Raw genomic sequence first — 13,013 nt, 5'->3', positions numbered from 1 at the left:
TAAGCTTTTCCGAAAACCCGGTGAATCCTCTGATATCGGAGAAAAAGGAAGTCATATATCTTTTATCTCCACCAAGAACCAGCGTTTCAGGATGCTCCGTCACCTGCGATACGACATCGGGTGAAAGGTACTGGGAAAACGCGTTTCTTATCTCCTGCTTTCTCCTGTTCTCGGAACTGAAAAGATAAATGCCGCCGGCGAGAATGGTCAGTATTCCCGAAGAAGCGGGAAATACGGTTTCAAGCCATATGCCGTTGCGAAACAAAAACAGGGAAACCAGAAGAAGCAGCAGGGTTGGAAGAGCCGCGAGAACAGTACCAAGAGGTATGTGTTTGACAGCGGAAAGGAAGATTGCGGAAAGGAGTGAAACAATAAGAGCTGCAAGAAATGATACCCATAAAGGGTACATTTTTATGTAATTATCATTCAAGATGTTATCAACAGCTGTAGCGATTACTTCAACACCCGGACATTGAGGAGAATATGGAGTAGGTTTAAGATCGTAAAGGGCGGGAGCTGCGTAACCTATAAGAACAACAGCGTCGTTGAAAATAGTCGTGTCAACAGGGCAGGGCTGTCCCATTGCACGGGCGTTAAGTGCTGCGGTAAGGTCTGCAAGTGGAACACTGGTGTACGTTCCGGCGGTTCCGTGAAACCTGAGCTGAAGCCTGCAGTTGCCGCTAGTACTCAATGCGATATTGCCGATGGTGAATGTGTTCTCGCTGACTGAAATGTCGGGACGTCCAAGGGCAAGCCATGCGATGGCTACTGGAAGCGAGGGGGCAATTCCATGAGGTGTCGAAGTGAGAAGACGGATGCTTCTGAAAACACCGTCAGGATCCTGCCTGTCGCTGGTGCTTCCGAGGATACTGGCACCCCTGGCGATCATTTGAGTAGGTGGTGTGCAGAACCAGGCGGAATCAAGTTCGGATGAGTTCATTGAAACATCTAAAACAGCGTTTTCAGGTATCTCAGATCCTTCACGCTGAAGCATGGCCATGACAAATGTGGTATTCCCCCCGGATGCGAGAGTTCCAAAGATGCTGTCCTCTGAAACTGAATAAACGGATGGAAGGTCAAAGAGAATGTCGAATGCAACTACACTGGCTCCCCAGTCCTGAAGAAGACCGAGAACATCAGAGTAAAGCTGTCTTGGTACGGGCCAGGGCAGCTGATCCATGGACCGACCATCGAGAAGAACAAGGATTATACTGCTGTCAGCCTCTGCGGGTGATGCTGAAAGCTTGAAACGCAAATCAAGAGTACTGCGTTCGAAATTGTCGAAGAACTCGAGTCTTGAAATACCAAAGATCGATACCGTCGCAAGTACACCGATGAGAAGAACCTTCAGCATTCTTCCTGAATCAGCCAACCGGTACTTCCTCGGGCTTCAGTTTTCCAATGTCCAGGAAATAATTCCTCAGGGCGAGTACAGCGTCTTTGTCGAATTGAGTGCCGATTCCATCGATTATAAGGTTAAGAGTTTTCTTCAGTGTGTAGGGTTCACGGTAGTGCCTTTTGGCTGTAAGTGCCTCGAATACGTCAGCGACTGCTATTATCTTGCCTCCTATGGATATCTCAGAGCCTTTAAGGCCGTCAGGATACCCCTTTCCGTCAATCCTTTCGTGATGATGCGCCGCGAATAGGGGAACCTGCTCAAGTTTTTCAGCGAATTCTATCGAAGAGAGAACTATCTTCGTATGCTGCACATGTTTTCTGAGTATAACGATTTCGTCCTCAGACAGTTTCCCAGGTTTCTTGAGTATACTGTCGGGAACGGCGATCTTTCCGTAATCGTGCAGAAGGGCGGCGTAATAAATCGCTTCCCGGGTATCGCTGTCGATGTTCATGTATTCAGCTATTTTGCCTGCCAGAAAAGTAACGTCGAAACTGTGTCCCGCTGTGAGTGGATCCCTTGCTTCAATGGAGATGGTGAGAGCTTTAATAAGGCTTTCGAACATACGTTTGCGGCTTTCAAGAAGCCTGACGTTTTCAATGGTTACGGCGGTTTCAGAAGATACTATTTCAAGGAATTCAGCATCTTTCGAGTTAAAATTACCTTCCTTTTTATTGATGACCTGGAATACACCGATACAGACACCGGAAGGGTTGATAATGGGTGCTGTTATCATGTTCCTTGTGATGAAACCTGTTGTTGCATCAATTGTATTGTTGAATTGCTCGTTATCGGAGACATCGTGCAGGATCAAAGTCTTCGTGCTTCGGAATACTGAACCGGCGATGCCCTGGCTGGCGTCGAAACGTATTTCTTCCGCTTCGCCCTCTGCGATGTAAGACCAGAGTTCATCGGTTTTTCTGCTGTAAAGGAACACGGTAGATCTCTCAACATCAAGAACCTTGCTGGTTTCCGACGCGAGAAGAGTAACAAGGGAGTGCAGGTCTCTGACACGGCTTATAGCCCTGTTGATTCTTAACAGGGATTTCATCTGGACAGCTTCTACGTTTCCGTTTTTAAAGAGCATTCCGTCTCCGTGATATAGAGGACTGTTTCAGTACGTTTCGTACGTAACAAAGACTGTATACCTTCAAAATCTAATCTAACATGTTCAGATACCTCGGGGGAGTGGATGAATTCAGGGAACGGTTTCAAAGAAATCGTCTATTTTCCAGTGTCCGCTCTCGGATACTATTTCAAGGTATATCGTGTCCCTTTCTCCGAACAACCCGTAACCAACAGGAACAAACGTTCTTTCTGCGGATTTCACTGGTTCTTCGGGTGAAATACCAAAAAGAACAATGGCACCGAAAACGTTTGGACTTGATAGTATCTCAAGAAGCAACTGCTTTCCATCCATTCCCTGCATCTCCCGGATTTCCATCTGAAGGCCGAAATAAGAAAGCACATTGGAAATCTGATCAGGATTCTGCGTAAGAACGGAATCTACATCAAGGAGAGCTTCTATGGAAATCATATCAACGGCAGCTGACACGTTTCCCGCAAGGATCGAATCCCTGAATGCCGGTACAATTTCGGTTGAATCGGTTATCGATGCGAATATCATTATTGAGTAAACACAATGCAAAAACATATTTCTCTCCAGGTTATGGTATATTACGGACTCCCTTATCAAACCCGCAAAATGTATAATTGTTGTTCGTCTGTAATCTACGAAATGGGGTGAAAGCATGTCCAGTTTACCGACTGTCGCTATAGTGGGCAGAGTAAATGTGGGAAAATCAACATTGTTCAACCGCATCGCGGGAGGACGCATAGCGATAGTTGACGATCAGCCCGGGGTTACGAGAGACAGGAAGATAACCTGGGCAAACTGGTCAGGCTACGACTTTCTTGTCATTGACACCGGCGGGCTGGAGCCAGGCAGTGAAGATGCTTTTCAGGAGAGTATTGAACGTCAGATAAACCTTGCTCTTCTGGAAGCTGATGCCGTAATTCTTGTGGTTGACGCGGTATCAGGGATTCATCCTTTCGATATTGAGGCTGCGGAACTTGTGCGGAAAACGGGTCTGCCATCATTTCTTGCCGTGAATAAAATCGATAACAATCAGAGAATGGATCTTGTGCCGGAATTCTACAGACTGGGTCTGGGAGATCCATGGCCGGTAAGCGGGCTGCATGGCCACGGGTCGGGTGATCTGCTTGATGCTGTGATCGCCGTTCTTCCTGCCGTTGTAAAAAGCGAGTACACGGGACTTTCTATGGCAGTGGTTGGAAGGCCGAATGTCGGAAAAAGCTCGATAGTCAACAGGTTATGCCGGGAAGAAAGGAATATCGTAACAGACGTTCCGGGAACCACCAGGGATTCTATAGACACCATGGTTACATGGCATGATAATGAGATAAAGATTGTTGATACGGCAGGACTGCGAAGAAAATCACGCAAAATGGATGATGTGGAGTTCTACAGCACAGTGAGAGCCTGGAAATCCATCTCCCGCGGGGATGTGGTTCTGGTTCTGATGGATGGGACGGAGTATCCTGTTCAGCAGGACATTCGCATTGCGGCAAAAGCCTGGGATATGGGCAAGGGTGTTGTAATAGGTGTTAACAAGATCGACCTGGGGATAAACAGGGAACTCTGGATAGACAGCATCATTCAACGTTTCAACCAGGCGAAGAACATCCCGATTCTTTTCTTTTCCGCTCTGACCGGGGAAGGTGCGGACAGAATACTCCCAACAGTTGTCAAGGTCGGGGAAATGCGGGAATCGGAATTCTCAACCCCCGAGGTGAACAGAAGAATACAGAAGGCAGTAGAAGATGTTCAGCCTCCATCACCAAGAGGGAAACTGGTCAAGCTATTCTATGCCACCCAGGTAGGGCAGAAACCTCCGAAGATCCTGATATTCTCAAATCGTCCCGAGGATATTCCGGAGAATTACCGGCGCTATATTGAGAATAACCTTAGGGATTGTCTTGGAATGAAAGGGGTTCCCCTGAAAGTTATCTACAGAAAGAGGAAGCATTGATATGATCCTCTGGCCAGGTATTTTCTACATTCTGTTCGCTTTTTTTTCCGGTTCCGTACCCTGGTCATGGCTTCTGGGTAAACTCCGGGGCGTTGATATAAGGAAAGAGGGTTCCGGTAACACAGGCGCTACGAACCTGTTTCGGGTATGCGGCAGACGAGTAGGCTTTGCCGGGTTGTTTCTGGATGCTCTAAAGGGAGCACTGCCCGTTCTTGCCGCGAAGTATGGAATTACGGGTTTCACGCTTCCAGCCGGGCAATGGGTTCTGGCCGCCTCCTCCGTCTTCGCTGTTATAGGGCATGTTTTCAGCCCCTGGCTTGGATTTCGCGGAGGTAAAGGTGTCGCTACAACTCTTGGTGTTCTGCTGATTTTATCACCTCTGACAGTCGCAGTTGGTTTTGCCGTGTTTATCCTTGTTCTTTCAACCGCAAGATACGTATCTCTCGGCTCAATATCGGCGGCAGTGGCGATGATACCTGCGGTTTTCATTCTGGAGCCCGGTGAGCCTTCCATCCAGATAATTATATGTCTTGTTGCCGTTCTTATTATTGTAAGACATAAATCGAATATTGTACGATTACTGAGGGGGGAAGAAGACAAATTCAGTTTTCGCGGTGGGAAAGATGGCTGATAAATGGGGTATAGCAAGACTGGTCCTTTTGATGGAAAGCCTGGTGGCCAAGGATCTGAAAGTACGCTACAAGAGGTCTGTACTTGGTTTTGCCTGGTTTCTTCTGAAACCCCTGTTCAGCATGGTTGTATACTATTTTGTATTTACACGGATACTGCGGTTCGGCGGGGCGATACAACACTTCTCACTTTTCCTGCTGACAGGACTGCTGCCATGGAATTTCTTCTCCTCATCTCTTTCCGCAACCACATCGAGCCTTCTGGATAACCACAGGCTGATAAGGAGCATATACTTTCCCAGGATGGCTCTTCCGGCGGCCGAGGTAGCGGCCAACCTTGTTCACCTGCTCCTTGCACTTGTTGTACTGGAAGTTGTTCTCATCATATTCGGGCACTATCCGGGGATTTCTATTGTTTTAATACTTCCGGCTTTAATCCTTCTGACGATGATGACAGTGGGAATCGGAATGCTGGTTTCCATCGGAAATGTTTTCTACAGAGACGTCAAACAGTTCATAGAAGTTCTGCTTCTTGCCTGGTTCTACGCGTCCCCGATTATTTATCCACTGGATTCAATTGGTGTTGATATAATTCAGTCTCAGAAGCTGGTGGCTATTCTTAAATTCAATCCCGTTTCAGGTTTCATGGAGATAATGCATTCGATTTTTTATGCGGGTACATGGCCGCCATTATGGTGCTGGATATCCCTGGGCTCCTGGTCCTTCGTGCTGCTGTTTATTGGCATCGCAGTCTTCAGAAAAGCCGAGCCAGTGGTTGTAAAGGAGTTGTAATTTGGATACCGGCTTTATCCGCATGAATGAAGTTACGCTGGATTACAGGCTTTACCATGACAGGGCTGTATCACTGCGGGAAACAATGCTGAATCTGTTCAATAGAAAAACAAGGACGGAAAACTTCAGAGCGCTTGAAGATGTCAGTATCAATATTGATCAGGGCGAATCAGTGGCGATAATCGGATCGAACGGCGCGGGGAAATCAACCACTCTCAAAATACTGGCAGGAATATACCGGCCTACATCGGGAACCGCGGTATCATACGGAAGGATTGCGTCCCTTCTGGATCTTGGGGTTGGCTTTCACCCCGATCTTACAGGCGAAGAAAACCTGATGCTTAATGGCGCCATGCTTGGTCTGTGCAGGAACGATATGAAGCTGCTCGTTCCCGAAATTGCGGATTTCGCCCAGCTTTCCCGATTCATGGATACTCCCGTGAAATACTATTCCAACGGTATGTTCATGAGGCTGGGTTTCAGCCTTGCGACGGCTGTAGATCCGGATATACTGCTGATTGATGAAGTACTTGCTGTGGGTGACGCGGAGTTCCAGCAGAAATGCCACCAGCGAATATGGGATTTCAGGAAAAGAGGAAAGACGATAATTTTCGTTTCACATGACCTTGAAGCCGTGTCAAAGCTGTGCAACAGAGCCATCTGGCTGAATGAAGGCAGGATTAAGATGGATTCCGACGCGGAGGACGTTCTGTCAGGGTACCTGCAGAATGTATCGGCGAGAATGAACGATGTATCCACAACCGCGACTCAGAAAGAATGGGGCAGCAGGGAAATCTGGTTCGATTCGGTCAAACTGAGAAACTCGGATGGTATTCCAACCAGAACATTCAGAAAAGGGGAAGGGATTATTGTAGATACGGTCATAAAGAGCCGTATTCCCTCGAGGGTAGATAATGTGGTTTTCGGTTTTTCCATTCATAGAACAGACGGTGAAACAGTAATCGGAACGAATAATCTTGAAATGAACCAGCCCCTGCTGAGTTTCACCGGTTCGCTCGAATCCAGCATCAGAATAGACCTGGATATCAGAGAACCTGGAACCTATCTTCTTGGCATTGCCCTTACAGATCCGGAAGCAGGCAAAGATTATCACTGGCAGGAGTTCTTCTATCCCATCACATTGATAGAAGAGAGGAAGAATCCACCTCTGAGGCTGTCTCAAGCGATCTGGAAGCATGAATGAAACTACCACTGAAATACAGATACATCGTTATCGTCATTGCGGTTCTTCTACCGAGGATTGCGTGGTTCGTTCTTCTTGGTGGTGATCTGCCGAAACCCGCGCGGGATCAGGTATTTTACATATCCATGGCCGGAAGGGTGGCTGAAGGCGAAGGGATATCATTCAGCAGAGAAATGGGCCTGGTCAAAAGCGTAATGGGCAGGGAGATGGAATCCTTTGACAATTGGACACGGGATCCGAAATATATCTTCGGCATAGTACCGGTAGAGACTCCCACGGCAGCAATAGAACCGGGGTATCCTATCCTTCTGGCGGCTCTTTTCATGATAACAGGGCCATGCACAGGAGCCGTTTTTCTTCTGAATTCCATCTTTGCGATACTGGGAGCATGGGCTGTCTGGAAACTGGTATCGGAGAACTGGGGAGAAAAGCAGGCCATGCTTGCAACCCTGATATGGTCGCTTTATCCATACTACATTTATTACAGTGCCTACGCCATGACAGATATGATTCACATTTCTCTTCTTCCGGTTATCGCGCTGCTTACATTGCGGTCCGCTTCCAAACCAAAGATGGGTTTTGCCGCTGGAATCGCGACGGGTATTCTCTTTCTCATAAGAAGCACAATTCTGTTCACGGTACCTCTGCAGCTGGCCTGGCTGTTTTTCAAAAGAAGATGGAGGGCAGCTCTTCTGCTACTGACCGGTTTTGTTCTTTGCTGCATTCCCTGGGTAATAAGAAACTACGCAGTTCTTGGAAGCCCTGTCCTTTTACCGACAAAAGGTTCCCTCAATCTCTGGATGAGGAACAATCCTTCCATGCTGACTATTGAAGGGATAAACATTCCGGATTTCATCGAGAACGGGATAAACAGAAGGGACCTTCTTGATTATCTTCCAATGGACGGGCTTGAAACGGAGCTCGAAAGAAGCAATATCATCATGAGCAGAGCCAGGGAGTTCGTTTTTGCGAATCCCATGTTGTTCACTTATCTCACAGTAGTTAGAGCCGGTCTTTTCCTGTCTCCTATCGGCGGAACGATGGAAAACGCAGCCGCAAAACTGGCTGGAATACTGATTTATCTCCCCATGCTTCTTATAGCTATCCGGGAGGCGATAAGGAGGAGAAAGGACGGCAGAATTATTTTTCTTGTTTGCTGTTTTTTACTCTATCTGGCACTTCACTCAATCGCTCACGGCGGAGTACGGTACAGGCTGCCCGTTGATACGATTCTTATTGTATTCACATCGCTGTTTATCGGTAGGAAATTGGGTTGGAGCGAGAAAAAACGGATAGAGGAATACACGGAAAGGGGGAAAGATAAAAAGGTATGAAGGTATTTGTAACTGTAGATGACCTTGGAATGGCCGCAGGCGTGAACAGAAGCGTTGAAATACTTCTTCCGAAGGGAGTTATTGATGGCTTGAGTATCATGGCTACCGGCCCGGATCTGGATGGAGCGATTGCACTTGCCTCCAGTTTGGACGTAGCGGTATCAGTTCACCTGAACTGCGTGAAACCTCCCTTTCTTGTTGAGAAAGACTTTCCCTCTTCACATATAACGTGGTTCAGAAAGGGAAGAAAACTTGCTGACAGGGTAAAAAACGAATGGAGGAGCCAGATAGAGAAGGTTCTTTCTACAGGGCTTATGGTAACGAAGTTGGACAGCCACCAGCATATCCATAACGCCAGGGGACTGAGGAATGTTATACTCGACCTCGCGGATGAGTACGGAATAGGAACGGTAAGAGGAGCTGTGCTTCCAGAAAAGTGGAAAAGTCCCTCGTGCTTCGTACTTAACAGACTTGGAAGGAAATTCGCAAAATCAGCGGTCAGACGAGGAATTATAACCCCGGATCTGTTACTGGGTTTCTCCAGAAGTGGTAATGTTACCAGGGGATATCTCGAGAGCATTGGCAGAAGCATAAAGGGTGATGGTGTTGCTGAACTGGTAATGCACCCGGCAACGGAGCCTGTCTGGACATCAACACAGACTGACGAGCTTGAACTGATGCGGTCGGAATGGTTTGCCGAATGGTTGAAAAAGCACTGACAAGAAAAATCCTGCTGTTTGCACTTATCGCCCGGATTATCGTATTCGGTGCCGCTTCACAGGGTATCTTCCTGATTGGAGAAGGCAGAACACAGGCAAATCTGGCGGAGAACCTTCTAGGGGGAAGAGGGTTCATGATTTCCCGAAGCATGATGCATCCAATTGAGGAGGAAAACGCTCCTCCGATGTTCCGAAAGTCCATTGAATTCTACAGGAGGGTAGACGGCTATTACGGGGCATTAAGGCCGGAACAGCCGACGATGTTCCTTGTACCCGGATACGCGTTTTTCATGGCGGGAATATTTGCCGTGTTCGGACAGGGGAATTACCTTGCTGTAAGGGGAATTCAGCTGCTCCTCGGTTTATTAACGGTGCTTATCGGTCTAAAAATAGCGGGAAGGTTTCTTTCAGGCCGATATCTATACTTTGCCGGGCTCTTCTTCGCTCTAGATCCATTTGAACTTTACTACGAAGCTTTGCCGGCAACACAGGCGCTGTTTTCGCTCCTGTTTCTTCTTGGAATATTCGTATCGCTCAGGATAATGGAACGCAGCTTAAACGGGGGCAGATATTTTATGATATCGGCACTGGACGGTGTTGTATGGGCTGCTGCCTTCTACGCGCGTCCAGCTTCCCTGCCCGTAATGGTCTGGCTGCTCATGATATTGCCGTTCACACCGCTTCTGAAGCGATTTATCGACAGGCTCAGGGGTACTTTCGAAAAGAGGAGGGGAAAGCAGTGGTTCTCCAGAAATGGTTTACTGGCGGCGATTACAATCCTGGTTGTATTTTCTCTTCTCATGCTTCCATGGGGAATCCGGAATAGCAGGATTTCCGGAACTTTTCGCATCATGCCTGCTCAGGGCGGAGTCAATCTGTGGGAGTACAACGGAAGAATATTTACGGATCACTTCCTTAATGAAGCCCGGGGCGCGTTACTGTTGTACAGCGATCTTCGTGATGAGTACATTGACAGGCTCAATTCTCCCGAACTCGCGGAGTTCCCTGAATTCAGGGATGAGCCGGAGTGGGTAAGGGACAGCATACTCTACGAGAGAAATATCCGTTTTATGCTTGATAACCCCGTACTGACACTGAGGCTGATCTCCCTTCGTTTTGTGGAGTTCTTTAAACCATTTCCTCTTAATTCATTCTCGCCGTTTTACACGATTGCAGGTTTGCTTGTGCTTTTCTGGGTACTGTTCTTTCTGTGGGGAGGAGCGGTAAGATGCTTGCTGGAAAATGGAGCTGAAGGTTTCTTCCTTGCCACAGTTGTAGCGGGATATTCACTAATGCACCTTCTTACGGCTTCCGGAACTCCGCACAGAGTAGCCATCGATTTCCCAATGGCCATAGCGGCGATGTGCGGTGTGAGATACTCGGTACGAAGATACCTTGCATGGAAGGAACAGAAGTATGCCGGATAAATATCCCGTTCTTCTGGTAAAGACGCATGCCTTTGGTGACGCATTGCTCTGTACTCCTTCGGTAAGAGAACTCGCAGGGAGAGAGGAAACGGAATTCTGGGTTCTTACAGGTGATTCAGCAGCGGATGTGTGGGAGCGATTTCCAGGAATAAAGAAAGTATTTGTGGCTCCAGTACCTCCCTCGGGCACCGGTGGTTACCTGAAGCTCCTGGGGTGGTCCGTCAGGAACAGAAAACTCCTGAAAAATGTAAAGGAAACACTGGTGTTTCAGGGCTCACCGGCCATCAGGAGATGGGTACGGTACCTTACGGGAGCAACTATGAGATCATCAGGCGGAAAGCCCATAGGTAAATGGGAGAGTGTATTTCCCATGTCTGAAAAGGAATTCGCGGGCAGATCCTACTCGAAAACAGCCGGTGTAATTCCAGACGATTGGCGACCTGTTTTTCCGGTAAGGAAAGCAGAAAAGGAGTGGGTTTTAAAGTTGCGCTTTCCCCGGCCTTTGTTTGCCATAGCTGCGGGAGGGGGGAAGAACCCCCGGGATACCGTAATCGAGAAAAGATGGCTTCCCGACAGGTTCGCGATAATAATTGACAGGCTCTCGGCCGCTGGATTCAATATCGTTCTTATCGGGGGGGAAGATGATATAAAGATTTCGGAGGAGACTTCGAAACTGTGCAGGGCCGCAGTAATCGACATGACCGGGAAAACAACATGGGGACAGACCGCGGCAATTTTTGATCAGTGCTGCGGGTTTCTGGGTGTAGACAGCGGATCCGCCCATCTTGCGGCGGCAAGGAAAATACCATCGGTTGTTATTTTCGGCCCGTCATCTCCGCAATACCTCTTTGCCCCGGGTCTTATCAGACCTGTCAAGGCTGATATCGAATGTTCGCCATGCTATTCGAACAGCCTTTTTCCGGGATGTGTTCATGAAAAGGCCATATGTATGAATTCCATTGAGACTGAAGAGGTCTGGATCGCAGTACAGGAAGTTATAAATGAGAATTACGGCAGTTAACCCTCCTTTTATCCCGGGTTACAGCAGGGGGCAGCGAAGTCCGGCTGTTACAAAAAGCGGGACTCTGTACTATCCAATCTGGCTGGCATACGCAACAGGCGCGCTTGAGAAGGCTGGCCATGAAGTTGATCTGGTCGATTCTCCGGCTGATGGGCTGGATGCTGAACGGACCATTGACAGGATACATGGTTTTGATCCTGGACTGGTGATTGTGGAGACTTCCACCCCTTCCATCGAATCCGACGTGCGATTTGCGGACTCAATCGTTGGAAAAGGAAGGTTCGTTGTACTCACAGGGACGCATCCATCCGCCCTGCCTGATGATACACTGAAGTTGGGAAAAAAGTTTGCAGGCGTTGTCATAGGTGAATACGAGAATCCACTTACGGAACTGGCGGAAGCGATTGAACATACGAGAGATCCCGCGGGGGTCAGGGGCCTGTGCCTGCGGCAGGAAAACGGCGAACCTGTTTTTACGGGTGAAGCGGAAAAAGTGAACGATCTTGACTCACTGCCGTACGTCAGCAGCGTTTATGCGAAACACCTCAATGTAGTTAAGTACAACAATCCAAATGCTCTTCATCCCCAGGTGATGATAATGGGGGGCAGAGGTTGTCCTCATAGATGCACTTTTTGTGTATTCCCGCAAACACTTCAGGGAAGGAAGTTCAGACGAAGATCGGTTGAGAATATAACTGGTGAGATGCTCTGGATTCAGAATAACATGCCAGAGGTAAGGGCGGTATTTTTCGAGGATGATACCATATCCGTTGACAGAAAGCGGCTCAGGGAACTTGCCGGATCCTTTATTGAAAACGGAGTATCGGTTTCATGGACATCGAACATGAGGGCGGATGTTGATTTTGAAACACTCATGCTCTGCAGAAAGGCAGGACTGCGGACAGTATGCGTGGGATTCGAAAGCGGAAGCAACAAAATGCTAACGCAGATGCGCAAGGGAATAACTACTGATATGTCATCTCGGTTCGCTGAAAACGCGCAAAAGGCGGGAATACTGGTTCATGGATGCTTCATGGTGGGAACACGTGGAGAGAACAATGACACGATGCGAAAAACACTGAAATTCGCGCTTGAAATAAACCCTGATACGGCACAGTTCTACCCCATGATGGTCTATCCCGGCACTGAAGCCTACAGGCAGGCACTTGAATCGGGAAACCTGCTCGCGGACAACTGGCGAGACTGGCTTACGGAAGAGGGGCTGCATAATTGCGTGATAAGGACGGAAAGTCTTTCTTCAGCGGAACTGGTTGATTTCTGCGATTACGCAAGGCGCAGATTTTACCTCAGACCTTCCTATATCCTCAGAAAACTCTGGAGGAGCCTTATCGACAGAGATGAGCGAAAAAGAACGTTCCTTGCGTTTTCGACTTTCAGAAAATATCTCTTCAGGAATTCAAGGCGGAGGTAAGATCCA

Annotated in this window: 12 protein-coding genes; 9 read left to right on the top strand and 3 right to left on the bottom strand. The window is 48.1% G+C overall.

Features of this window, described 5'->3' with window-relative positions:
- From K8S15_07180 to K8S15_07170, 3 genes are all read right to left on the bottom strand, one after another.
- Positions 1-1,372 (bottom strand): CHASE2 domain-containing protein (locus K8S15_07180; GenBank protein ID MCD4775819.1); only part of this gene is annotated, 1,372 nt, incomplete at its 3' end.
- A complete protein-coding gene (locus K8S15_07175) occupies positions 1,365-2,483 on the bottom strand; it encodes an HD domain-containing protein (protein ID MCD4775818.1) in 1,119 nt (372 codons plus the stop codon). The genes K8S15_07180 and K8S15_07175, both read right to left, overlap by 8 nt.
- A gap of 111 nt (positions 2,484-2,594) precedes the next feature.
- Positions 2,595-3,050: a hypothetical protein gene (locus K8S15_07170; protein MCD4775817.1), complete on the bottom strand. Its 456-nt coding sequence runs from the start codon at positions 3,048-3,050 to the stop codon at positions 2,595-2,597.
- 97 nt (positions 3,051-3,147) lie between these two features.
- On the opposite strand from K8S15_07170, the gene der reads away from it, so the two are divergent.
- Genes der through K8S15_07125 form a run of 9 tightly spaced genes read left to right on the top strand, consistent with a single transcriptional unit; the run spans position 3,148 to position 13,007 of the window.
- Complete coding sequence (gene der / locus K8S15_07165; protein ID MCD4775816.1) at positions 3,148-4,449, top strand: ribosome biogenesis GTPase Der; 1,302 nt, start codon at positions 3,148-3,150, stop codon at positions 4,447-4,449.
- 1 nt (position 4,450) lies between these two features.
- Positions 4,451-5,080 (top strand): glycerol-3-phosphate 1-O-acyltransferase PlsY, encoded by a 630-nt coding sequence (gene plsY, locus K8S15_07160; protein MCD4775815.1) that lies wholly within the window; start codon positions 4,451-4,453, stop codon positions 5,078-5,080.
- Positions 5,073-5,870 (top strand): ABC transporter permease, encoded by a 798-nt coding sequence (locus K8S15_07155; GenBank protein MCD4775814.1) that lies wholly within the window; start codon positions 5,073-5,075, stop codon positions 5,868-5,870. The genes plsY and K8S15_07155 overlap by 8 nt, the downstream gene beginning before the upstream one ends.
- Before the next feature lies 1 nt (position 5,871).
- Entirely contained in the window at positions 5,872-7,074 is a 1,203-nt protein-coding gene (locus tag K8S15_07150; protein ID MCD4775813.1) for an ABC transporter ATP-binding protein, read from the top strand.
- On the top strand, positions 7,071-8,408 hold the full coding sequence (locus K8S15_07145; GenBank protein ID MCD4775812.1) for a glycosyltransferase family 39 protein: 1,338 nt from the start codon (positions 7,071-7,073) through the stop codon (positions 8,406-8,408). Before K8S15_07150 ends, K8S15_07145 begins: the two co-directional genes overlap by 4 nt.
- A complete protein-coding gene (locus tag K8S15_07140) occupies positions 8,405-9,127 on the top strand; it encodes a ChbG/HpnK family deacetylase (GenBank protein MCD4775811.1) in 723 nt (240 codons plus the stop codon). The genes K8S15_07145 and K8S15_07140 overlap by 4 nt, the downstream gene beginning before the upstream one ends.
- Positions 9,109-10,554 (top strand): glycosyltransferase family 39 protein, encoded by a 1,446-nt coding sequence (locus K8S15_07135; protein ID MCD4775810.1) that lies wholly within the window; start codon positions 9,109-9,111, stop codon positions 10,552-10,554. The genes K8S15_07140 and K8S15_07135 overlap by 19 nt, the downstream gene beginning before the upstream one ends.
- Positions 10,544-11,575 carry a glycosyltransferase family 9 protein gene (locus tag K8S15_07130; protein ID MCD4775809.1) on the top strand — a complete coding sequence of 344 codons (1,032 nt, stop codon included), beginning with the start codon at positions 10,544-10,546 and terminating at the stop codon, positions 11,573-11,575. The genes K8S15_07135 and K8S15_07130 overlap by 11 nt, the downstream gene beginning before the upstream one ends.
- Positions 11,556-13,007 carry a B12-binding domain-containing radical SAM protein gene (locus K8S15_07125; GenBank protein MCD4775808.1) on the top strand — a complete coding sequence of 484 codons (1,452 nt, stop codon included), beginning with the start codon at positions 11,556-11,558 and terminating at the stop codon, positions 13,005-13,007. The genes K8S15_07130 and K8S15_07125 overlap by 20 nt, the downstream gene beginning before the upstream one ends.
- Positions 13,008-13,013 lie beyond the last annotated feature (6 nt).

Source organism: Candidatus Aegiribacteria sp., from assembly GCA_021108005.1.
Lineage (GTDB): Bacteria > Fermentibacterota > Fermentibacteria > Fermentibacterales > JCC-6 > Aegiribacteria.
Note: the sequence above shows the minus strand (reverse complement) of the source record. Positions and strands in the feature narration are given on the sequence as shown.